This is a genomic window from Enterobacter sp. 241F3 (genome assembly GCF_034106785.1).
In the GTDB taxonomy this organism is placed as follows: Bacteria; Pseudomonadota; Gammaproteobacteria; order Enterobacterales; family Enterobacteriaceae; genus Enterobacter; species Enterobacter vonholyi.
Genome location: NZ_JAWNDD010000006.1, coordinates 171396 through 193861 on the forward strand (window position 1 = coordinate 171396; position 22466 = coordinate 193861).

A 22466-nucleotide genomic window follows, 5' to 3' on the forward strand; every position below is an offset into this window, starting at 1 on the left:
ACTTATCTTCCCAACCACGGCTGTGGATTGACTGCCTGACCCTGGCGACGAATTTCGAAATAGAGTGACGGGCGGCCCTGACCGCCACTGCTGCCCACAAGGGCGATGGGTTGGCCGGCGCGCACCTGCGTGCCGACGCTGACCAGCGCGCTCTGGTTGTAGCCGTAAAGGCTCATATCACCTTTACCGTGTTCGACCACCACAACCAGTCCGTAACCCTGCAGCCAGTCGGCCAGAATCACGCGGCCATCGGCGATGGCTTTCACTTCGCTACCTTCAGACGCACCGATAACGATTCCTTTCCAACGTAGCTCACCCTGCAGCTGTTCGCCATAGCGATGCAGAATTGAACCACGAACGGGCCAGAAAGCCTGGCCGCGAGGAGAACCCAAACCGCCGGTACGCGACATCAGGGAACGTTCGCTCTCGCTTGGCTTGTAGGTGGTGCCTTTGCGGGACGCTTCCTGCTGCTTGTCGCGAACGGCCTGCGCCTCGCGCGCTTCTTTTTCGGCACGCGCTTTCGCCGCGGCTTCCGCACGGGCGATGCTGTTACGCAGTTTTGATTCGTTGGCGCGCATTTCGCTGAGCTGGCTCTGTCCTTCCTGAATAGAGGATTCAAGGCCGGAAAGGGTTTTCTTACGCTCGTTGCGCGCCTGCTCGAGCTTCGCCTGCTGGGCCTGCTGATCGTAGAGCAGCGTCTGCTGCTGGCTCTGCTTCTCTTCCAGCTCGGCTTTTTGCGTGGTGACCTCTTCGCGCGTCTGCTTCAGCTGCGCGATAGTCTCCTGACGCGCCTGGTTGAGATAGCCAAAGTAGGCCTGCAGGCGCTGGCCGCGCTGGCTCTCTTCGCCGCTGAGGATCAGCTGGAGTCCGGTATGTTCACCCTGGCGGAATGCGGCATCAAGCTGTGCGGCAAGATTGCGCTCCTGCGCATCGCGCTGGCGTTCCAGTTTGGCAATCGACGCGTTCATCTCGTCGATCTGCTTGTTCAACAGGGCGAGGGTGTTTTGCGTTTCACGCAGTTTACGCGCGGCGGCGGAGATCGCCTCTTCCTGTTGCTTTAGCTGGGCAAGAAGTGCGGATCGCTGCTGTTGCTGCTGGCGTACCGCACGCTCTTTGGCGGCGATATCGGCCTGAATGGATTTCAGCTGGTCGCGGTCATCCGCGTGGGCGGATGCGGCGCACAGCAATACGCCAGCGCTGAGTGCGCTGGCGTAAAACAGAGGTCTGACTGATAACCTAAACGGCTTCACGACCCATGTGATTGAAAAAATCGCCTTTCCCCTCATGGGGAGCGATTATTCCACGATGAACAGCGGCTTACCAGTCATCTCTTCAGGGATCGGCATCCCCATCAGCGACAGCATGGTTGGCGCGATGTCAGAAAGCTTGCCACCCTCCACTGCTTTCAGTGATTTATCACCCACATAAATCAGCGGAACGGGCAGGTTGGTGTGGGCGGTATGCGCCTGGCCGGTCGCCGGGTCGCGCATCTGTTCAGCGTTACCGTGATCTGCGGTGATCAGCAGCTGGCCGCCAACGGATTCAACCGCTTTCGCAACCTGATCAACGCAGTGATCCAGTGCTTCAACCGCTTTCACTGCCGCTTCCATCACCCCGGTATGACCCACCATGTCGCCGTTCGGGTAGTTACAAATGATGGTGTCATATTTACCGCTCTCGATGGCCGCAACCAGTTTTTCCGTCAATTCTGCAGAGCTCATTTCTGGCTGCAGATCGTAGGTGGCGACTTTCGGTGAGTTGATCAGAATGCGGTCTTCGCCTTTGAACGGCTCTTCAACGCCGCCGTTAAAGAAGAAGGTCACGTGCGCGTATTTTTCAGTTTCGGAAATACGCAGCTGCGTTTTGTCGTTCTTCGCCATCCACTCACCGAAGGTGTTTGCCAGCGAGGCCGGTGGGTATGCGCACGGCGCTTTGATGTCTGCCGCATATTCGGTCAGCTGGATGAAGTCGATGTTTACCACTTTCTTGCGGGCAAAACCGTCGAAGTCGCTGTTGACGAAAGCACGGGTGATTTCGCGCGCGCGGTCAGCGCGGAAGTTCATGAAGATCAGCACGTCGCCATCTTCCATGGCGGCGTCGGCCTGACCTTCAGCGCGAATGACGGACGCTTTGACGAATTCGTCGTTTTCATCACGAGCATAAGCTGCTTCCAGCGCTTCAACGGCGGTCGCGAACTGGAATTCACCTTTTGCCAGGGTCAACAGGTCATAGGCCTGTTCAACGCGATCCCAGCGGTTGTCGCGGTCCATGGCGTAGTAACGGCCAATAATGGATGCTACGCGGCCTTTACCCAGCGCGGCGAATTTGTCTTCGAAGGCTTGCAGAGAGCCTTTTGCGCTGCGTGGTGGCGTATCGCGACCGTCCAGGAAGGCGTGCAGATAGATTTTTTCTGCACCGCGTTCAGCGGCCAGTTCAACCATCGCCATGATGTGATCTTCGTGGCTGTGCACGCCGCCAGCAGAGAGCAGGCCCATAATGTGTACAGCCTTGCCAGCGGCAACGGCTTTATCGACCGCGCCAGACAGCGTTGGGTTGGAGAAGAAGGTGCGTTCTTTGATTTCAACGTCCAGACGCGTCAGGTCCTGATACACAATACGCCCGGCGCCCAGGTTTACGTGACCGACTTCGGAGTTGCCCATCTGGCGGTCCGGCAGGCCCACTTCCAGGCCAGACGCGTCAATCAGCGTATGTGGACGTTTTGCCCACAGGGCATCCATGACCGGGGTTTTAGCGTTGAAAATAGCGTTATCCTGGCTATCTTCACGGTAGCCATAACCATCCAGAATCACCAGTACCATAGGTTTTTTAGAAACCGACATTGCGACAACCTCATGCTCAAGAGTCAAAATTTGCGTAATTTTACTACAGCTGAATCGATCAAATAGCCGCAGAAGATCAAAGAAAGCGCAGGGGCAAGGTGCCCTCCAGACCATTTTGAGGCATTTTTTTAGGTGGCATGCCGCAGAAAATGGATTAGGTTATGGTCGCTGGCTGTATTTGCCAGAACGCACAGGTATACTCCTGTCCTGGTTTTTTTATCACTTAGTCGGGAGTAGTTACCCTCCATGCAAGAAATTATGCAATTCGTTAGCCGCCATCCGGTTCTGAGCATCGCGTGGATTGGCCTGCTGGCCGCTGTGCTGTTCACCACTTTTAAGAGCCTGACGTCTAAGATTAAGGTTATCACCCGTGGTGAAGCGACGCGTCTGATTAACAAAGAAGATGCCGTCGTGGTCGATCTGCGTCAGCGTGACGATTTCCGTAAAGGTCACATTGCGGGCGCAATCAACCTGTTGCCAGCTGAAATCAAAGCGAACAACGTCGGTGAGCTTGAAAAACACAAAGCCCAGCCGATTATCGTTGTCGATGCGACCGGCATGCAGGCACAAGAATCTGCCAGCGCGCTTCATAAAGCAGGCTTCGAAAACGTAACTGTGCTGAAAGAAGGTATTTCCGGCTGGAGCGGGGAAAATCTTCCTTTGGTGCGCGGTAAATAAGGAGTTCAGTCATGGCCAATATTGAGATCTATACCAAAGCGACGTGTCCGTTCTGCCATCGTGCGAAAGCGCTGCTGAACAGCAAGGGCGTCACGTTCCAGGAACTGCCGATCGACGGTGACGCGATTAAACGCGAAGAGATGATCAAACGTAGTGGTCGCACGACGGTTCCGCAGATTTTTATTGATGCGCAGCACATTGGCGGCTGTGATGACTTGTATGCGCTCGACGCCCGTGGTGGACTCGATCCGCTGCTGAGCTAAGAGACTTTAGGACAATTAAAAAGGGTATTTCCATGTCAGAACAAAACAACACCGAAATGACTTTCCAGATCCAGCGTATCTACACCAAGGACGTCTCTTTCGAAGCGCCAAATGCGCCACACGTTTTCCAGAAAGATTGGCAGCCAGAGGTTAAACTTGATCTGGATACCGCCTCTACCCAACTGGCAGATGACGTGTATGAAGTCGTGCTGCGTGTGACCGTTACCGCATCCCTGGGTGAAGAAACTGCATTCCTGTGTGAAGTACAGCAGGGCGGCATCTTCTCTATCGGCGGTATCGAAGGCAACCAGATGGCACATTGCCTGGGTGCGTACTGCCCGAACATTCTGTTCCCGTATGCGCGTGAATGCATCACCAGCCTGGTTTCTCGCGGTACATTCCCGCAACTGAACCTTGCGCCAGTTAACTTTGATGCGCTGTTCATGAACTATCTGCAGCAGCAGGCTGGCGAAGGTGCTGAACAACATCAGGATGCCTGATGAGCACTGTTAATGCGTCAATGACTGTGATCGGTGCCGGCTCATACGGCACCGCTCTTGCCATCACGCTGGCAAGAAATGGTCACGATGTGGTCCTCTGGGGCCACGACCCAAAACATATCGCAACGCTGCAGCGCGACCGCTGTAACGTGGCGTTTCTCCCGGACGTTCCGTTCCCTGACTCCCTGCACCTTGAAAGCGACCTTGCGACCGCGCTGGCGGCCAGCCGCAACATTCTGATTGTGGTTCCGAGTCATGTCTTTGGCGACGTGCTGCGTCAGATTAAGCCGCTGATGCGCCCGGATGCGCGCATTGTCTGGGCGACTAAAGGACTGGAAGCCGAAACCGGACGCCTGCTGCAGGACGTTGCCCGTGAAGCGCTGGGTGATGAGATCCCGCTGGCGGTCATCTCCGGCCCGACCTTTGCCAAAGAGCTGGCCGCTGGCCTGCCGACGGCGATTTCGCTGGCCTCAACCGATCGGGCCTTCTCAGACGATCTTCAACAGCTGCTGCACTGCGGCAAGAGCTTCCGCGTCTACAGCAACCCCGATTTTATCGGCGTGCAGTTGGGCGGAGCGGTGAAGAACGTGATTGCGATTGGTGCCGGGATGTCAGACGGCATTGGTTTTGGTGCCAACGCGCGTACGGCGCTGATCACCCGCGGTCTGACCGAGATGTCCCGCCTGGGCGAAGCGCTGGGTGCCGATCCGGCCACCTTTATGGGAATGGCTGGCCTGGGCGACCTGGTGCTGACCTGTACCGACAACCAGTCTCGTAACCGCCGTTTTGGCATGATGCTCGGACAGGGCAGCAATGTGAAAGACGCGCAGGAGAAGATTGGTCAGGTGGTGGAAGGCTACCGCAATACCAAAGAAGTCCGCGAGTTGGCGCACCGTTTCGGTGTCGAAATGCCAATAACCGAGGAAATTTATCAGGTATTATATTGCGGAAAAAATGCGCGCGAGGCAGCATTGACCTTATTAGGTCGTGCGCGCAAGGACGAGCGCAGCAGTAACTAGTCGGAACCGTTGTCACCTGAATGACCCAGCCAGCGCAGAACTGGCTGGTCATTAACTATCGTCTGGAGTAAGCAATGCCGTGTGAAGAACTGGATATCGTCTGGAACAACATTAAAGCCGAAGCCCGGGCGCTGGCCGACTGTGAGCCTATGCTGGCCAGTTTCTACCACGCAACGCTACTCAAGCACGAAAACCTCGGCAGCGCGCTCAGCTATATGCTCGCCAACAAGCTGGCATCCTCAATAATGCCTGCTATCGCTATCCGTGAAGTGGTGGAAGAGGCTTACGCCGCTGACCCGGAAATGATCGCCTCTGCCGCCTGTGATATCCAGGCGGTGCGCACGCGTGACCCGGCGGTCGATAAATATTCTACGCCGCTGCTGTACCTGAAAGGCTTCCACGCTCTGCAGGCGTACCGCATTGGCCACTGGCTGTGGAATGAAGGCCGCCGCGCGCTGGCGATCTTCCTGCAAAACCAGGTTTCCGTGACGTTTCAGGTTGATATTCACCCGGCGGCTAAGATAGGCCGTGGGATCATGCTCGACCACGCCACCGGGATTGTTGTCGGGGAAACGGCAGTGATTGAAGACGACGTCTCGATCCTGCAGTCGGTTACCCTGGGCGGTACCGGCAAAACCAGCGGCGATCGCCATCCGAAAATTCGTGAAGGGGTGATGATAGGCGCGGGTGCCAAAATTCTTGGCAATATCGAAGTCGGACGCGGCGCGAAGATCGGCGCAGGCTCCGTGGTGCTCCAGCCTGTGCCACCGCATACTACCGCCGCTGGCGTACCGGCGCGCATCGTCGGTAAGCCAGACAGCGACAAGCCGTCCATGGACATGGATCAGCACTTCAACGGCATTCACCATACCTTCGAGTATGGCGACGGCATTTAACTTCTGAGAATGGCGCCCGGATATCCCAGCTGGCGCCATGCTTCATACACCACCACCGACACCGCGTTCGACAGGTTCATGCTGCGGCTGTCCGGCATCATCGGAATACGGATTTTCTGCTCGGCGGGCAGGGCATCCAGAATCGTGGCCGGCAGGCCGCGGGTTTCCGGGCCAAACATCAGATAGTCACCTGCCTGATAGCTGACGGCGCTGTGCGCTGGCGTGCCTTTGGTGGTCAGGGCGAACATGCGCTGCGGCTGCTCTGCTTCCAGAAACGCGGCGTAATCGTGGTGGCGAATAACGGCGGTGAATTCATGATAATCCAGCCCTGCGCGACGCAGGCGTTTGTCGTCCCACGTAAAGCCCATCGGCTCAATAATGTGCAGACGAAAACCGGTGTTGGCACACAGGCGGATAATATTGCCGGTATTCGGCGGAATTTCTGGTTCGAATAAAACGATGTTAAGCATGCTGCCCCCTTAATTGCGGGGGCAGGATAGCAGAAAAGAGAGGAACTACGCGACGCCGGGCTCCTGCGAGCGGCTATACAGCATTTTGTAGACGGTTGCCGCGGCGGCCACCAGAGCGGGTACGCTGAGGATCATTAAAATACTGTCCGCCTGCCACTGCATCGAAAGAAGCTGGGCGCTGGTCATAGTTCCCGCCACGCCGCCAAAGCGGCCGATCCCCTGCATCCAGGCGATGCCCGTCGCGCGGCACTCGGTAGGGTAAAAGGTGGCGGCCAGGGTCTGCATGCCCGACTGCGCACCGTTCATCGCGATCCCCATCAGGAAAATCAACCCGCCAAACAGGGCGATATGATTATGCTCCATGCCGAGTAGCAGGATCAGCCCCATCGTCAGGATAAACCCGCCCGCGACCACCTTGTGCGCTTCCCAGCGGTCCATCATCCAGCCCGCGAGCAGGATCCCGGCCGTGCCGCCGAAGGTGAACAGCGAGGTGAGCCAGGCAGACTCCGCCAGGGCATAACCCATTCCCTGCATCAGCGTCGGCATCCAGCTCAGCAGGACGTAGTAAATCACCAGCCCCATAAAATAGGTCACCCACAGCATCAGGGTGCCGGGCAGCCAGGGCATGGAAAACAGCTGCGACACGCTCCCTTTTTTAGACGCGACTTTCTCCTCCGCCAGGAAAAAGCCCGTGACGCTATCCAGCGTGCTGCGGGCGAACCGGCTGGCGATGCGGCGGACCTGCATGACATCTCTTCCGCGCTGCACCAGAAACTTCACCGACTCCGGCAACAGCAGCGCCAGCAGCAGCGTTAAAATCAGCGGTGCAATTGCGCCGGTCAGCAGCACGCTTCGCCAGCCGTGGTGGGGAATCAGCCAGGACGAGATCGCGCCGCCGCCCGCCGCACCCAGAGGGAAGCCGCAGTACATGGTGTTAATCGCCATGGCGCGACAGCGCTGGGGGGCAAACTCGGAGATAAGCGTAATGGCGTTGGGCATCGCAGCACCGAGCCCGAGCCCCGTCAGGAAGCGCCACAGCGTCAGGGTATTCAGACTTTGCGCCCAGGCCGTCCCCAGGCTCGCCAGGCCGAAGAACAGGCACGAAAAGACCAGCACGCGCTTGCGCCCCATCCGGTCCGATACCGGACCGGCGATCAGCGCACCCAGCGACAGCCCCAGCAGCGCCGCGCTCAGCACCGGCCCCAGATCCTGTTTATGAATCCCCCATTCTGCCGACAGCGTAGGCGCGATGTAGCCCATCGCCGCCGTATCAAAGCCATCGATCGCCAGAACCAGAAAGCCCAGCACAATGAGCAGCCAGTGAAATCCTGAAAAGCGACTTTCATCGATCACCTGCTGAATATCCACCTTACCTGAATACGCCATACGCTCCCCTCTGATGTGATGTTGTTTTTGTGTTCTTGTCTTTGCTTGTCTATACAATTGCGGACGGCAGGCGGATGTCAAATTTTCTTATCCAATATGTTATCTGGATGTTATTTTTGGCATAAAAAAGCGCCCGAGGGGGAGATCGGACGCGTGAGAAGAGGTGTTAACGAGGGATAATTCAGGCCGCGTTTCCCTGAGCAAGCGGAGCCAGCGCTGCCGGTAATTTGCTTAACTCCTGCACCAGGGAATCCTTACTGATTTCGCTAATGGTTTTCGCACCGGTCAGCGTCATCGCCACCTTCATCTCTTTTTCGATCAGGTTGAGCAGATTCGCCACGCCTGCCTGACCGGCCGTCGCCAGGGCGTACAGATACGCGCGTCCAAGCAGCACGCTGTCGGCACCCAGCGCAATCATGCGCACTACGTCCAGCCCGTTGCGGATCCCGCTGTCGGCCAGGATGGCGATATCGCCTTTCACCGCATCGGCTATCGCCGGCAGGGCGCGTGCGGAGGAGAGCACCCCGTCAAGCTGGCGTCCCCCATGGTTAGAGACCACAATCCCGTCTGCGCCAAAGCGCACCGCATCGCGGGCATCTTCCGGGTCGAGGATCCCTTTGATCACCATCGGGCCATCCCAGAACTCGCGGATCCACTCCAGGTCTTTCCAGGAGATGGACGGATCGAAGTTATTCGCCAGCCAGCCGATGTAATCCTCCAGCCCGGTGGGTTTACCCAGATACGCCGAGATATTCCCCAGATCGTGTGGACGACCGTTCAGGCCGACGTCCCACGCCCACTGTGGATGCGTTAACGCCTGCCAGTAGCGGCGGAGCGCCGCATTTGGGCCGCTCATGCCGGAGTGCGCATCGCGGTAGCGCGCGCCGGGGGTCGGCATATCAACGGTAAAGACCAGCGTGGAGCAGCCCGCCGCTTTGGCGCGCTCGAGCGCGTTACGCATAAAGCCGCGATCGCGCAGGACGTACAGCTGGAACCACATCGGGCGTTTGATGGTTGGGGCGACCTCTTCAATCGGACAAACCGAGACGGTAGAGAGGGTAAACGGAATACCTTTGGCATCCGCTGCAGCGGCGGCCTGCACTTCGCCACGGCGGGCATACATACCGCACAGGCCTACGGGCGCGAGCGCGACGGGCATGGAAAGCGTTTCGTTGAACAGTTTCGTCTCAAGGCTCAGGTCAGACATATTCTTCAGCACGCGCTGGCGCAGCGCCACCTCCGACAGGTCTTCCACGTTGCGGCGCAGGGTGTATTCGGCATACGCCCCGCCGTCGATGTAGTGGAACAGGAACGGGGGCAAAATGCGCTGCGCCGCGGCGCGATAGTCACTGGCTGCTGAAATAATCATGCTTTGTTCTCCCTGGAAATATCACTGTCGCCTGGCAGACGGGTAATACGCGCCTGTCGGGCCTGGTCTTCATCGAATCGTTTGATGGTGGTATGCACGAAGCCCAGATGCGCCATCATCGCTTTGCGCGCGGCCTCGGCATCACCGGCAAGAATGGCGTTGAGCACCGCCTCGTGCTGTTCGGTCAGTTGGGCAAACACCGGCGGAACCAGATACATGCGCTGGCGGCTCTGCTTCACGGAGGATTGCAGCAGGTCGAAAAACCCGCGCATGGTCTGGAGCAGCACCACGTTGTGCGACGCCTCGGCAATCGCAAGGTGAAAACGGACGTCCGCCTGGGAGGCGATATCCGGGTCGCTGCTTTGCGTGGCCTCAAAGCAGGCGATGAGTTTCTCTTTGTCGGCGTCGGTTGCCCTCATGGCCGCGTGCCAGGCGGTACTGGTTTCGATGGCGTGACGCGCTTCAAGGATGTCGAAGCTGTAGTCCGGGTCGTTCTCCATCAGCGTTTTCAGCGGCTGAACGATGTTTTGCTCGGACCAGTCGTCATGCTGCCAGCGCACAAAGGTGCCGCCGCCGCGACGGCTTACCAGTACCCCTTCGCTGACCAGCGTCGCCAGCGCCTCGCGCAGTGAATTGCGCGACACGCCAAGCTGGGCGGCGAGCTGGCGTTCGGCGGGCAACTTCATGCCCGCTTCCAGCTGTTGTTCTTCAATCAGCGCCCGCACGCGAGAGGCAATCTCGTCGGACAGGCGTCTGGGCATCACTATCATGGGATCATCCAGGTTAAGACATAGGCCTGCAGGGTGGTGATCACCCCGACCATGCAGGTGAATATCAGGCTGTGTTTCACGGTAAAGCGGAACAGATCCGACTCTTTACCGACCAGTCCCACCGCCGCACAGGCAATGGCGATGGATTGCGGGGAGATCATTTTCCCGGTCACGCCGCCCGTCGTGTTCGCGGCCACCAGCAGGATGTCCGACACGCCAATCTGCTGGGCCGCCGTGGCCTGCAGCGCGGCAAACAGGGCGTTAGACGAGGTATCGGACCCGGTCAGGAATACCCCCAGCCAGCCGAGGAACGGCGAGAAGAAGGTGAAGGCGTGGCTGGTATGGGCCAGCGCGAGCGCCAGCGTCGATGACAGTCCGGAGTAGTTCGAGATAAACGCGAACGCCAGCACCATGCCGATGGAGTAAATCGGCAGCATCAGCTCTTTAACGGTCGCCGCAAAGGTCTGCACCGCAGCCGCATGCTTCATGCGCAGCCACACCACGGAAAGAATAGCGGCAAACAGGATGGCGGTCCCGGTGGCGGAGAACCAGTCGAATTTATAGACCGCGGCATACGGCGTGGCGGCGTGCACTACCGGCGGCATACGGGCGACCATCTTGTCGAGGAACGGCACGGAGATATTAATCACCATGTCGTACAGCGCGCCGCCAGGGGCGAACAGGGCTTTAAACGGCGGGATGCTCCACAGCGTGACCGTGGCGGTCAGGAACAGGAACGGTGACCAGGCGCGGATCACCTGTCCTGCGGTGTAGCCGGTGCGGGCCAGCGTTTGATCGACCTGCGAGGCGCCCATGTCGGCGAAGCGGAAAATACGGACCGGCTGCCAGCGTTTCAGGAACAGCGTCAGGCAGACCAGAGAAACCAGCGAAGAGATGATGTCCGGCAGCTCCGGGCCAAGGAAGTTCGAGCTGAGGTACTGGGCGATAGCGAACGAACCGCCCGCCACCATCACCGCAGGCCAGGTCTCCTTCACGCCGCGCCAGCCGTCCATAATCGCCATGATCCAGAACAGGACGATAATGGTCAGGAACGGCAGCTGGCGGCCAACCATCTGGCCGATCTCGAAGCTGTCCAGCCCGGTGACCTGGCCGGCCACCAGAATCGGAATACCCATCGCGCCAAACGCCACCGGCGCGGTGTTCACAATCAGGCACAGGCCCGCGGCATAGAGCGGGTTAAAGCCCAGACCCACCAGCAGCGCAGCGGTGATCGCCACCGGTGCGCCAAAGCCTGCCGCGCCTTCCAGAAACGCCCCGAAGGAGAAGCCAACAATCAGCATCTGCAGGCGCTGGTCAGGCGTGATGGAGAGAATCGACGAGCGGATAATGTCGAACTGCCCGGTTTTCACCGAGATTTTATAGACAAAGACCGCCGCGATGATGATCCACGCAATCGGCCACAGGCCGTAGAAGAAACCGTAGACGACGGAGGCCAGCGCGCGATCGACCGGCATTTTGTAGAAGAACAACGCCACCATCAGGGCGATGGCAACGGTATACGTCGCGGCGAGGTAGCCCTTCAGCTTTAGCTTAATCAGCGCAAAGAAGAAGAACAGAATCGGAAGCGATGCGATCAGGCTCGACAGCCAGATATTTCCAGCCGGGTCGTAGTTTTGTTGCCAGAGGCTCATGCAGGTCTCCTGGGGACCAGACAGCCTGCGCTGCGGGTGAGTCTCCGCTCAACTCTGCGTCACAGGTTGTGTAAAAGTGGTCCTGCCAATGTTGTGTTGTAGGGTTAATGACAATGAATGGTTAACCAATTGTTATGGTCAGGCAATGAGTTTGTGAGCGGAAATAATGGAATTGTGAACCAGGGAAGAAAGAGCAGGGGGATTGGTTGGGCCAATTTGAGGCAGGGGCTCCACAGTATGATGGTGGGCCCCGCAGAAGAGTTAATCGAATTTCAGGAATTAGACAGCATTTTGAATAGAAGCTGTCTCCCCGATGACTATCAAACCATCTTGTTGCTTAAGACGGTTATCTTTAATCTCCAGCTCAATAACATCGGAGATCACTTTTCGAAGAACACTACTGGTTGATTTAAAACCAAGCATCCTTGAGACAGATGTAATGATTTCATCTTCAGTTGCTCCAAGGCTTGCGCTAACGATGTCAAATATACCCGAAGCGATTTCTATAGGTGCGATCAGTTCTGGTTTACGCAAGCTTGCAGACAAGACGTTCTGTCTGTTGCGGAGTCGAATAGTTACTTCCTTGTGTATGAAAAATTCATGTTCCTTATAAATATTACCTTTCCTGCAGGCAATTTGAGCAGCATGACTAACAACGCTTTCTATCCGTGCACCAGCCCGTTGTAATCCCCATGCGGAGCGAAGACGAGTTATTACCTCGTTAATATGGATAGGAGATTCTGTGAAGACTATTTTTTCAACCATGTCAGCAAGTATGCCGGTTGGTGTTTCATGTAAAGCATATGAAAGATTGGCTTCGGGCTGTGCTTCTTCATAACTTACAGGCTGGCCATTAGCGGAATCAGTTCTATCAAAACCAACCTCAATAACGTCTTCTCGTTCAACTGCCACGATATCAATAGGAACAGCTCGGGAACGCCCGTATGTATGTTCTGCTCTGCTATTCAGTTCTGCTTTTGCATTATCAATAGCATCAATAACTTTTTGCAATTGTTCCTCTGGTCTTTGGAACCAATCCGTACTCCAGATTCGGTGTATTATCCAACCATGATCTTCAAGTACGGCCTGACGTAAACGATCACGCTCTCGGGCAGACCGAGAGGAATGATAAGCACTGCCATCACATTCAATCCCGAGAAGATAACGTCCCGGTAATTCAGGATCGGCAATTGCTAGATCGATAAAGAAGCCAGCAATTCCTACTTGCGGGTGTACTTGATAGCCTCGGTTCTGAAGTGCTGAGGCGACTTGTTCTTCAAATACGCTATCCATCGGACGCCCGGAAACTTTGGACATTGATAATCGTCCTGTACGGGCATATTGAAGGAATAGTTTGAATGCTATGACACCAACACCTTTCGCTCGCTCAAGATCAATATCTTCATCGGTGATCGATGCAAAAACCTCACATCGACGTTTTGCACGGCTAATCAGCACATTCAGCCGTCGCTCACCACCTTGCGAACCCAGAGGGCCAAATCGCATTGCCAGATAGCCTTGTTTATTACGCGCATACCCTACAGAGATCATGATGACATCACGTTCATCACCTTGGATATTTTCCAGGTTTTTAATGAAGAATGGCTCTCCTGGATGGGAATTAAAGAAATCCTCATATTGAGGATTTAAACGGCGAAGAACCTCTAATTCATCCTGAATAGCCTTACGTTGTGAAACCGAGAATGTTGCGACTCCCAGTGACAATTCGGGATTCTGCTGTACATGCTCAAGAATTGCGGTAGCAATTCTTTTTGCCTCAATAGGGTTGGAATTACCTGCACCTGATTCGAAAACACCGTTTTCAACATAATGGAATCGCAAGCCCATACCCGCCTCTTCAGTGTATGGGCTTGGTACTATAAACAATTTGTTTTCGTAGAACTGACTATTAGAAACCGCAATAAGCGACTGGTGTCGACTACGGTAATGCCAGCGGAGCATTCGCTGTGGCAAGCCTCTGGCAACAAACAATCCAAGTATGCTTTCGATATCTGCTACTTGCGTCGAATCTTCATCCCCATCATCGTTACTGGCTTCAGTCATACGAGAGAAGAAACTGGTTGGCGGCAATTGCCTTTCGTCCCCGACAACAACAACTTGCTGACAGCGCGCAATTGCACCTATGGCATCGACAGGCTGAATCTGGCTGGCTTCGTCCATAACGAGCAAATCAAATTTTTGCTTACCTGGGATCAAGAATTGTGCGACAGAGAGTGGGCTCATCATCATGACCGGTTTGATTGCCTGAATTGCCGGGCCCGCTTTAAGCATCAATTGGCGAATAGGCATATGGCCTCTTTTCCTCGCCATTTCGGCACGCAGGACTCCAACCGGACCTGCCGCTCCGATTTTTGAAGGAATACGACGATGGTGTGCCCGAGCGACCTCGATACTTGAGCTCTTTATACGGCGTAAATCCATTTCGGCAAAGTACTGCACTTTTCGGTTATGAAGTTCACCGTCGAAGCGGGAAAGAGACGGTGTCTCTTTAGCCATTAAACTGAACAGCGATTCATAGTAGGTATATTCGACCGAGCTATAACAAGTTGATAATGGTAAGCGCCCATCCTCAAGCCGTTCTACAACTTCTGAGAGTCCCAAATTATTTGCCTGGTTGCGCCGGTGTTGCCAGGCAACCCATTTAGACAGTTGTTCGGCATTTTCAGTCCAGGAGGTTAGTTTTTGCAGGACACTATCGATACGTAAATGCTGATTATCCAAATGGAAGAATTCGTCGGTGGACGATTCGAGTTCGTTGGCCAGATTTTCAAGTTCGTTAATGATAGAGACACGTGTCGCTGAAAGCTGATTAGCGGAGTTCAGTAACTCACCAGGATCGTTTACTGTCGCGCATATGAAGCGTAAGTCACCGTGTTTTTCAATCCATGTACAATCGCTAACGATATTTTGCCAGTTGGACAGTGTACCTCGCCATGCACTACCCAATGCTGCGCTTCCCAATTCGTATTGGGATTCGATGGCCTTCTTTTGATATTGCAATGCGATAATCTTCTTGACCAGCGCCAGACGTTCACCAGGGCGATCTGCCGGATCTTTAAACACCTGTTGTGATGTTGAATCTATACGACTAAGTTTTTGAGCCATAGCTTCAACATAGCTTAATGGAACACGCTTAATAGAATAATGATTATCAAACCAGGATTCTGCAGTTGCGCCAAAAGCCTTCCAAAGTTGTTTCAGTTCAATATCGGCTTGATTAAGAAGCAGCTCCAGTTTCTGGCTAAAGTGCCTCAACGTTTCACGATCAGACAGTTGGCTCGCCAGTAAACGTGCTTCTGAACCAACATCTTTAAGCGTTGCCATCCATTCTACTAATGCCTTCAGAGCACTGCTGTCACTGTTTTCACCACGCCAATGTGAGCCAAACGCACTGTCCCCAAACTCGCTAGCGTTGGCGATGTTTTTTCGTAGCGCTTGCGCCTGAATAACCTTATCCAAAAGCTCAATTTGCTGCTGAATAGGTTGATTTGTATTTCGAATGAGGGAGTGAGCAAGTGCACGTGAACGACGCCATTCGCTGTTCAGTATTTTGAACATCCCAGTATGTATCGCAAGGTTATGACGAATTTGTGTGAGTTCGGTATCCCATATGGTCTCCGAAACATGGGGATCGATTTTCTGACGCAAAGAATGTAAATCAGCGATTGAATTGACCAACTCTCTGGCTTGTTCGACACCATGCTCCCATACGGAAGCGACAAAAGCTTGCGGGCTCGCATCGGGGGCATCAGCTACGCGTATGCTGAGTTCAATCAGATTATTGATTTCCTGAGATGAACGATACAGAGATTCAGTACCTAGCTCTTTCGTCAGATGGGCCACTGTTAATTGAATTTGCGGTAATAGTGGTAGTAATGCTCTGGCAGCTGAGAAGGCATCTGGCAAAAGATCCTCTGGGACTGTTTGCAGTTCATCTCGGAATTCAAGTAGAGGGGTATCAAACTGTTCATCATGAAGCTGGTCTTTGATTTCCTCGAAATTATTTTGATACGTTGTACCCTGCTCAATTAGACTTTTTATTTCGTAAAGAGAGTTAGACCAGACAGGATTAACTAGTGCAGCTTCCTCTAACTCAGGTGCCTGATTTATGAGGTTAGCAATCTGAAAAATTTTGTCCGCCTCGTTGAAAAGTACTGGTTCAGGTGTTATTCCAACTCGTACAGCTAAAGTCGCTATAGTGTTTTGAAAGTCATGTACTTTGTGTAACAACGTAGTAATTTTTGGCATCAGGCGATCGAGTTCACCCGGTAAAACGGATTCTCGTTTGACACCATTCCAGGGATGATTATGGGGTAGCCCAATACTCTCAATTCGTTCAATAAGCTCTTTAACGAGATCCAGTCGTTTTATCAGATCGTTATTACTCCATTCATCGAAGCCATGAAGAATGAAGTCCGTAGGTGTTTGTTCATTTTGACGCAATCTTACCAATTGCCCAATCACCTGATAAGGGCTCAAACCCGAAGGTGTATAGACTTTGTGGAGGCGCGCTGGGTGGGCATTCAGGGAGTCACGAGCTTCGGTTAAGTTCTCAATTAATTCATCAGGAAATTCACCGCGGGGCGAACCTAAATCCCATACTCGCTTCAACTCCTCGAGTAAAAGTCGTTTATTGGCCTTGTTGCTATGAAGTTCTAAACAGGCATCACCGACTCCTGTTTGGTCGAGACGGCGTTTGACGACTTCAAGAGCTGCCATTTTTTCTGCAACAAAAAGTACTGTTTTTCCATCCGCGATAGCCGACGCAATAATATTGGCTATTGTCTGTGACTTACCCGTGCCAGGAGGTCCCTGTATGACAAGGTTTTTACCTCTCCTTACTTCATGGATCGCCAGCGTTTGAGAGCTATCGCTATCCATAATATGAAGCATATCTTTAGGCGTGATAAGTTGGTCTATAGAGCTGTCTTCTGAAAGTAGTCCATCGCTTTCATCAAACCCTTCTTCCATGAGGGCGCGAATAAGATATTTTGATGTAATAGCTTCATCATCGGGCCAGTTTGCAGGATCGAGATCTCGATACATCAAAAATTTAGAAAATGAGAACAAACCAAGGATGATGTCATTTGTTATAACTTCCCAGCCTGTTTTCAAAGCTATTGATTGCTGTACAGCTTCAAAGTAACTACTTATGTTAATTTCATCATCATCAGATTGCATCACAGGTAATGTGATCTGATGTACGCGTTCAAGGAATGCTTCCAAAGAGAGGTTAGGAATGATGTCTTCTGAACGTGCTTTTAGTTTAAATCTTTCTCCAGCACTACCGCGTTCCAGACTTACTGGCACTAGTATCAGAGGAGCATAACGGACATTCTCTTTATTGGCGGGATCTACCCACTTCAATGTGCCCAGTGCCAGGAAAAGAATGTTTGCGCCTTGCTCCTCTTCAAGCGTTTTGGAGTCGTGGTACAAATCAAGTAATCGAGTTTGCAACCCTTTAGGGGTTAAACGAGTCTGCAGTTTAGTATCAAGATGCTGCGATTTGATTTCGGTGTTTTTTTCATCAAATTGATAAATAAAAGCTTTTTCGTCTGAAAGACCATCTTCAGTCTCCTGGTCGTCTTCTTTACCTGATTTACCATGCAAAAATGTGAACGTTTTTTTTTCATTAAACAGAAGGTTGTAGACCAGTTCAGAACGCTCATCAATCACTTCCAGGAAACGTGTATTCTTCGATCGCGGAATGTTTAGTAAGCGGTTTCTTGCCCCCAAATCCAGAAGTTCAGCCCTGGCTTTTTCAAGTTTTTGTTCTAAAGAAAGGGCGCTGTTTTGAAAGGTAGAGCTCTCAGTAGAATTCATAAAATTTATAACCTAATGCAATGACATACCATCATGCCAAAGAAATATTTTATATTTCAATGACGTGCCGTGTGTATTAGTTAGATCGAAAGAAATGAATGTCCACTTTACTCTCAAGAATGAGAATTGTGAACCTGCAGATTTTACTATTGCTTGTTTAGATTTACGGGAAGTAATCCTGTAGTTTTGGACAATAAAAAACCCAATACATTCTTCTGATGAATATATTGGGCTGGCTTGTATTAAATTTTACTTAGATTAAGTATCAGAACGCGGTCTTACAAAAGCCCGTCATCTCTTTCAGGCCCATTTCGCGGCCAAGCTCGGTCATCGGGTGTACCACCACCAGACCGCGGACGCTTTTCTTCAGCTTGCCCATGTCGGCCTGTTCTTTTTTGGTGATGGCGCGGCGGTGCGGCATGTTCATCAGCTTCTGCGCTTCTTTGCTCAGCTTCTGGCCTTTGACTTCGCGCAGGCGCTCGATTTCCGCTTCCAGCTTCGCGGTCTCTTTCTCAAGCTCGGCGTATTTCTCGGCGGAATCGACCAGCGACAGGCCAGCCATCTGGTGGCGGATGAGATCCAGGCGGTCGCTCAGGCGTTTAATTTCGTTCTTTTCGACTTCTTTCATAACAAATGACTCTGAAAACGGGGAATTTACAGGGAAGGATACACCAATGTGAGCAGGCTTACTTCTGAAACGCTTTTTTTAAGCTGATTCGGGAAATCAGCTCAGTCAGGGAGAGAACCATCGTGGAACGGACAACCTGTTGATAACGCAGCTTTTGCATCGCGTAAAGCTCAGGGTCGCTGTTATCAAAATGGGGAGCAGGGGGCAGCGCGGTAACGCAGTGCAGCTCGCCGAAGGGCCCCAGAATCTCATCGTCGGTAAAGGTGTACTCGTTACCGTCATGATTGAGCTCTTCGCGCAGCGCCATTAGCAGCTCCGCATCTTCATACTCTTGTCGGTTCAGCACCCCAAGACCATAAATCAGCTTCAGACGCACGGATAAATCGCCCAGCGGTCCGTCTCCGTCCAGTAACGGTTCTACAGCATATTTTACCGCGTAGTCGTCTTTGCGAAACACCTGAAGCACCAAGATATTCACCGCCTCGGTTAACAGCTCGACGGCGGCAATCAGGAAACTTCGTACGGTTTTGCCAGCATTCAGACGCTCAAGCACACGATTTTCAAAGGCCTGGGTTTGTTCCATTATTGCCTGCATATCTGACAATCTGTAATCAGGGCGCAGGATTACCTGCGCCGCATTCTGCATCATTTGGTTGCGTTGTATGCGTTAACCGCCTCCGCAACCACGTCGCTGTTGGCGTCCAGACCGGAAATCTGCGCTAGCGCAGCCTGCGCGCCTTTATCATCAATCAGCTGAGCCAGCTCAATCGCCTGTGGGTCCTGCTCGCTGCGGTAGTGCATCGCTGCGGCAATCCCTTTCACCAGGTTGGCATGCGGCAGGCCGTATTCCAGCGTGCCCAGCAGCGGCTTAATCAGGCGATCGCCCGCGCTCAGCTTGCGCAGCGGCTGGCGGCCCACGCGCTCAACGTCATCTTTCAGATACGGGTTTTCAAAGCGACCGAGGATTTTCTGGATGTATGCTGCGTGTTTCTCAGCATCAAAACCGTAGCGTTTGATCAGCACCGCGCCGCTCTCTTCCATTGCCCCTTTTACCACCTCGCGGATCTTCTCATCGAGGATCGCGTCACGAATGGTCTGATGACCGGCCAATTTTCCGAGGTACGCGGTTATAGCATGCCCGGTGTTCAGCGTGAAGAGCTTGCGTTCGACAAATGCCATCAGGTTATCGGTTAATTCCATTCCCGGAATGGTCGGCAGCGCGCCTTTAAACTGGGTTTTATCGACGATCCACTCGCTGAAGGTTTCTACGGTCACTTCCAGCGGGTCGTTGGTCGCGGATTCGGAAGGCGGAACGATGCGGTCCACGGCGGAATCCACAAAACCCACGTGCGCTTCAACCCAGGCTTTGTCTTCGTCTGCCACCGCGTTAAGAACGTGGCCTTTCAGCTGCGTAGTCCCGCGCACCATGTTTTCACAGGCGATGATGTTCAGCGGGGTGTCGATACCCTGCGCTTTACGTTTTGCCAGGCCTTTTGCAACTGCAGGAGCGATGCGCTCAAGCACAACCGGACCCACGGCGGTGGTGACCAGATCGACGCTGGCGATCAGGTCAATAACGTCTTCACCGATGCTGCTGACCGCGTTGACGCCAGATACTGTCTCAACCTGCTCGTTTTCGCCCACCACATGAACCTGATAGCTATGACGGGCATTCAGGGCATCCAGGACGACCTGATTCACATCGGCGAATGTCAGGGTAATGCCCGCGTCTGCCAGCAGTTTACCAATAAAACCACGACCGATATTACCTGCGCCAAAATGTAATGCTTTCATAGTGTTAACCTTCATCAATGTTTTTACCCGAGAGGGCTGGGGTGAGGAACGTTTATCCCCTCACCCTAGCCCTCTCCCCGGAGGGAGAGGGAAGAGAACTTATTTGTTCAGCAGAGCCAGCACTTCTTCCACGCTGGTGGTATTGGCCAGACGCTCAATGACGGACTCATCGTCCAGCGCGTTGGTCAGGCTGGTAATCACCTGAATGTGCTCGTTGTTGCGAGCGGCGATACCAATTACCAGACGGGCGATGTCGTCTTCTTCTTCACCGAAGCGCACGCCCTGCGGATACTGACAGAATACGACGCCGGTTTTCAGGACGCGATCTTTCGCTTCAACCGTTCCGTGCGGCACCGCGATGGATTCGCCCAGGTAGGTTGGCGTCAGTTTTTCACGTTCCAGCATCGCGTCGACATATTCAGGCTGAACGTAGCCGCCTTTCACCAGCTGCTCACCGGCAAAGCGAATCGCGTCTTCTTTGGTGGCCGCGGTACGACCGAGGAAGATGTTTTCCGCACCCAGCTTAAACAGGTGTGCATTGCTCTCGTCAAAGCTGTCCTGCAGGCTGGAGCGCACTTTCACTTCGTTGTCTTCGTGACGCTGCGCGGCCACCAGACGTTCGGTCAGGCTGGTGTACAGGCCGCTGTCGAGGAAGTTGGTCAGCGAAATGTGCTGTGCCTGCGGCACCTGGCGCATGGCGCGTTCGGTCAGATCGCGGTGCGTGATGACCAGGTCAACATCCGGCGGCAGGCTGTTAATGGCGCTGTTGGTCACGGAGATGTTGGTCAGGCCCGCATCCTGCACTTTCTTACGCAGCACGCCTGCACCCATCGCGCTGGAACCCATACCGGCGTCGCAGGCAACGATGATTTTACGCACGTGGCTCAGGTCGTTAGAGACATCACCGGCTGCCAGTGGCGTCGCGCCTTTGGATTCGGCTTTCATGTCGTGCATACGACGGGTTGCGGCTTCGATGTCATCATCTTCTTTCACTTTGCTGGTTTTCAGCAGGATAGAAGAGACCACGAAGGAGACGGCCATTGCCGCAAAGATAGCTGCGAGGTTCGCGAAATAAGCGCCTTTTGGCGTCATCGCCAGTACCGCCAGGATAGAACCCGGAGAAGCTGGAGAAACCAGACCGCCGCCCAGCACGCTCAGGGTGAACACGCCGGTCATACCGCCGAGGATAACGGCCAGGATCAGACGTGGGTTCATCAGCACGTACGGGAAGTAAATTTCGTGGATACCGCCCAGGAAGTGGATGATAGCCGCACCGCCAGCAGACTGTTTTGCGCTACCACGGCCGAAGAAGATGTACGCCAGCAGAACGCCCATACCTGGACCCGGGTTAGCTTCAATCAGGAAGAAGATAGACTTGCCGAGATCGTGAGACTGCTGAATACCCAGCGGCGAGAAGATACCGTGGTTGATGGCGTTGTTAAGGAACAGGATTTTCGCCGGTTCAACGAAGATAGACGCCAGCGGCAGCATTTCGTGCGCCACCATGAAGTTAACGCCTGCCGCCAGAATTTTAGACAGCACTTCAACCGCAGGGCCAATGCCGAGGAACGCCAGAATGGCGAGGATCATCCCGATGATGCCCGCAGAGAAGTTGTTCACCAGCATTTCGAAGCCGGATTTGATCTTACCATCAACCCAGACGTCGAATTTCTTAATCGCCCAGCCGCCCAGAGGACCGGCAATCATCGCACCGAGGAACATCGGCATATCCGCACCGACGATAACACCCATGGTTGTGATGGCACCCACTACGCCACCACGGTCACCGCCCACCAGACGACCCCCGGTGAAACCGATGAGCAGCGGCAGGAGATAGGTAATCATTGGGCCAACAAGTTTCGCCAGCGTTTCGTTAGGCAACCACCCTGTCGGAATGAACAATGCGGTGATGATACCCCACGCGATAAACGCGCCGATATTTGGCATCACCATGTTGCTGAGGAAACGACCAAAGCTTTGAACTTTGATCTTGAAATCGGATGACATAAAACACCCCTTCTTCTGTTTACGCTAAGGCTTATGGCCCGAGGTTTATTGTTAATGAGGCGGCAGAGGTAGCCGGGCCCTGTTCTGATGCTGTGAAATCTGGCACTGAATCGTTCAACTGTCCAGACAGTGAAAATTTATGTGATTCATGTCACGTAAATGTAGGGGGTGAGGATATCTATGAGGTGATCTGAATCACAAAAACGATGGGCAAAAAAAATACGATGGCGAGAAAAAAAGCAAAACACACCCTTTTGTGTGATTGTTGTCACGTTTTGTTCTGGCGTGTTTGTTTCTGGATTGTGACTGATTTCACAAAATATTTTTATGCAGATTTCTCCGGCTGTGAT

Annotated in this window: 17 protein-coding genes; 5 read left to right on the forward strand and 12 right to left on the reverse strand. The window is 53.7% G+C overall.

Annotated features, from left to right (window positions below):
* Positions 1 to 2: 2 nt before the first annotated feature.
* Together envC and gpmM are read right to left on the reverse strand one after the other, a co-directional pair.
* Positions 3 to 1262 carry a murein hydrolase activator EnvC gene (gene envC / locus UR504_RS16610; RefSeq protein ID WP_274243364.1) on the reverse strand — a complete coding sequence of 420 codons (1260 nt, stop codon included), beginning with the start codon at positions 1260 to 1262 and terminating at the stop codon, positions 3 to 5.
* A gap of 33 nt (positions 1263 to 1295) precedes the next feature.
* Complete coding sequence (gpmM, locus tag UR504_RS16615) at positions 1296 to 2840, reverse strand: 2,3-bisphosphoglycerate-independent phosphoglycerate mutase (protein ID WP_271369147.1); 1545 nt, start codon at positions 2838 to 2840, stop codon at positions 1296 to 1298.
* Between the two features lie 246 nt (positions 2841 to 3086).
* Between gpmM and UR504_RS16620 the strand changes: the two genes are divergently transcribed.
* From UR504_RS16620 to cysE, 5 genes are all read left to right on the forward strand, one after another.
* Positions 3087 to 3518 carry a rhodanese-like domain-containing protein gene (locus UR504_RS16620; protein ID WP_023309913.1) on the forward strand — a complete coding sequence of 144 codons (432 nt, stop codon included), beginning with the start codon at positions 3087 to 3089 and terminating at the stop codon, positions 3516 to 3518.
* Between the two features lie 11 nt (positions 3519 to 3529).
* Positions 3530 to 3781 carry a glutaredoxin 3 gene (gene grxC, locus UR504_RS16625; protein ID WP_023309914.1) on the forward strand — a complete coding sequence of 84 codons (252 nt, stop codon included), beginning with the start codon at positions 3530 to 3532 and terminating at the stop codon, positions 3779 to 3781.
* 32 nt (positions 3782 to 3813) lie between these two features.
* Positions 3814 to 4281 (forward strand): protein-export chaperone SecB, encoded by a 468-nt coding sequence (gene secB / locus UR504_RS16630; RefSeq protein ID WP_003860835.1) that lies wholly within the window; start codon positions 3814 to 3816, stop codon positions 4279 to 4281.
* A complete protein-coding gene (gene gpsA, locus UR504_RS16635; protein ID WP_115876693.1) occupies positions 4281 to 5300 on the forward strand; it encodes an NAD(P)H-dependent glycerol-3-phosphate dehydrogenase in 1020 nt (339 codons plus the stop codon). The genes secB and gpsA overlap by 1 nt, the downstream gene beginning before the upstream one ends.
* A 74-nt stretch (positions 5301 to 5374) precedes the next feature.
* Complete coding sequence (gene cysE / locus UR504_RS16640; protein WP_008502718.1) at positions 5375 to 6196, forward strand: serine O-acetyltransferase; 822 nt, start codon at positions 5375 to 5377, stop codon at positions 6194 to 6196.
* Here cysE and trmL read toward each other — a convergent pair.
* From trmL to UR504_RS16690, 10 genes are all read right to left on the reverse strand, one after another.
* Positions 6193 to 6666 (reverse strand): tRNA (uridine(34)/cytosine(34)/5-carboxymethylaminomethyluridine(34)-2'-O)-methyltransferase TrmL, encoded by a 474-nt coding sequence (trmL, locus tag UR504_RS16645; protein WP_021242431.1) that lies wholly within the window; start codon positions 6664 to 6666, stop codon positions 6193 to 6195. The genes cysE and trmL overlap by 4 nt on opposite strands.
* Positions 6667 to 6711: 45 nt before the next feature.
* Positions 6712 to 8052 carry an MFS transporter gene (locus UR504_RS16650; RefSeq protein ID WP_136195900.1) on the reverse strand — a complete coding sequence of 447 codons (1341 nt, stop codon included), beginning with the start codon at positions 8050 to 8052 and terminating at the stop codon, positions 6712 to 6714.
* Positions 8053 to 8233: 181 nt separating this feature from the next.
* Positions 8234 to 9421 (reverse strand): quinone-dependent L-lactate dehydrogenase, encoded by a 1188-nt coding sequence (lldD, locus tag UR504_RS16655; RefSeq protein ID WP_320739926.1) that lies wholly within the window; start codon positions 9419 to 9421, stop codon positions 8234 to 8236.
* A complete protein-coding gene (gene lldR, locus UR504_RS16660) occupies positions 9418 to 10191 on the reverse strand; it encodes a transcriptional regulator LldR (RefSeq protein ID WP_023294814.1) in 774 nt (257 codons plus the stop codon). The genes lldD and lldR overlap by 4 nt, the downstream gene beginning before the upstream one ends.
* Positions 10188 to 11843 carry an L-lactate permease gene (lldP, locus tag UR504_RS16665; protein ID WP_320739928.1) on the reverse strand — a complete coding sequence of 552 codons (1656 nt, stop codon included), beginning with the start codon at positions 11841 to 11843 and terminating at the stop codon, positions 10188 to 10190. Before lldP ends, lldR begins: the two co-directional genes overlap by 4 nt.
* A 279-nt stretch (positions 11844 to 12122) precedes the next feature.
* A complete protein-coding gene (locus UR504_RS16670) occupies positions 12123 to 17687 on the reverse strand; it encodes a DUF3320 domain-containing protein (protein WP_320739930.1) in 5565 nt (1854 codons plus the stop codon).
* A gap of 265 nt (positions 17688 to 17952) precedes the next feature.
* The gene (locus UR504_RS16675) at positions 17953 to 18315 is read right to left on the reverse strand and encodes a YibL family ribosome-associated protein (protein WP_008502724.1); all 363 of its coding nucleotides are present in this window, start codon (positions 18313 to 18315) and stop codon (positions 17953 to 17955) included.
* 58 nt (positions 18316 to 18373) lie between these two features.
* On the reverse strand, positions 18374 to 18964 hold the full coding sequence (gene mtlR, locus UR504_RS16680) for a mannitol operon repressor MtlR (protein WP_115876689.1): 591 nt from the start codon (positions 18962 to 18964) through the stop codon (positions 18374 to 18376).
* Entirely contained in the window at positions 18961 to 20109 is a 1149-nt protein-coding gene (gene mtlD, locus UR504_RS16685; protein ID WP_302238240.1) for a mannitol-1-phosphate 5-dehydrogenase, read from the reverse strand. Before mtlD ends, mtlR begins: the two co-directional genes overlap by 4 nt.
* A gap of 99 nt (positions 20110 to 20208) precedes the next feature.
* The gene (locus UR504_RS16690) at positions 20209 to 22116 is read right to left on the reverse strand and encodes a PTS mannitol transporter subunit IICBA (protein WP_045337118.1); all 1908 of its coding nucleotides are present in this window, start codon (positions 22114 to 22116) and stop codon (positions 20209 to 20211) included.
* Positions 22117 to 22466 lie beyond the last annotated feature (350 nt).

Coding starts and splice junctions, on each gene's coding strand:
- gpmM (WP_271369147.1), bottom strand. CDS start 2,840: ATGTCGGTTTCTAAAAAACCTATGGTACTGGTGATTCTGGATGGTTAT.
- UR504_RS16620 (WP_023309913.1), top strand. CDS start 3,087: ATGCAAGAAATTATGCAATTCGTTAGCCGCCATCCGGTTCTGAGCATC.
- grxC (WP_023309914.1), top strand. CDS start 3,530: ATGGCCAATATTGAGATCTATACCAAAGCGACGTGTCCGTTCTGCCAT.
- secB (WP_003860835.1), top strand. CDS start 3,814: ATGTCAGAACAAAACAACACCGAAATGACTTTCCAGATCCAGCGTATC.
- gpsA (WP_115876693.1), top strand. CDS start 4,281: ATGAGCACTGTTAATGCGTCAATGACTGTGATCGGTGCCGGCTCATAC.
- cysE (WP_008502718.1), top strand. CDS start 5,375: ATGCCGTGTGAAGAACTGGATATCGTCTGGAACAACATTAAAGCCGAA.
- trmL (WP_021242431.1), bottom strand. CDS start 6,666: ATGCTTAACATCGTTTTATTCGAACCAGAAATTCCGCCGAATACCGGC.
- UR504_RS16650 (WP_136195900.1), bottom strand. CDS start 8,052: ATGGCGTATTCAGGTAAGGTGGATATTCAGCAGGTGATCGATGAAAGT.
- lldD (WP_320739926.1), bottom strand. CDS start 9,421: ATGATTATTTCAGCAGCCAGTGACTATCGCGCCGCGGCGCAGCGCATT.
- lldR (WP_023294814.1), bottom strand. CDS start 10,191: ATGATAGTGATGCCCAGACGCCTGTCCGACGAGATTGCCTCTCGCGTG.
- lldP (WP_320739928.1), bottom strand. CDS start 11,843: ATGAGCCTCTGGCAACAAAACTACGACCCGGCTGGAAATATCTGGCTG.
- UR504_RS16670 (WP_320739930.1), bottom strand. CDS start 17,687: ATGAATTCTACTGAGAGCTCTACCTTTCAAAACAGCGCCCTTTCTTTA.
- UR504_RS16675 (WP_008502724.1), bottom strand. CDS start 18,315: ATGAAAGAAGTCGAAAAGAACGAAATTAAACGCCTGAGCGACCGCCTG.
- mtlR (WP_115876689.1), bottom strand. CDS start 18,964: ATGATGCAGAATGCGGCGCAGGTAATCCTGCGCCCTGATTACAGATTG.
- mtlD (WP_302238240.1), bottom strand. CDS start 20,109: ATGAAAGCATTACATTTTGGCGCAGGTAATATCGGTCGTGGTTTTATT.
- UR504_RS16690 (WP_045337118.1), bottom strand. CDS start 22,116: ATGTCATCCGATTTCAAGATCAAAGTTCAAAGCTTTGGTCGTTTCCTC.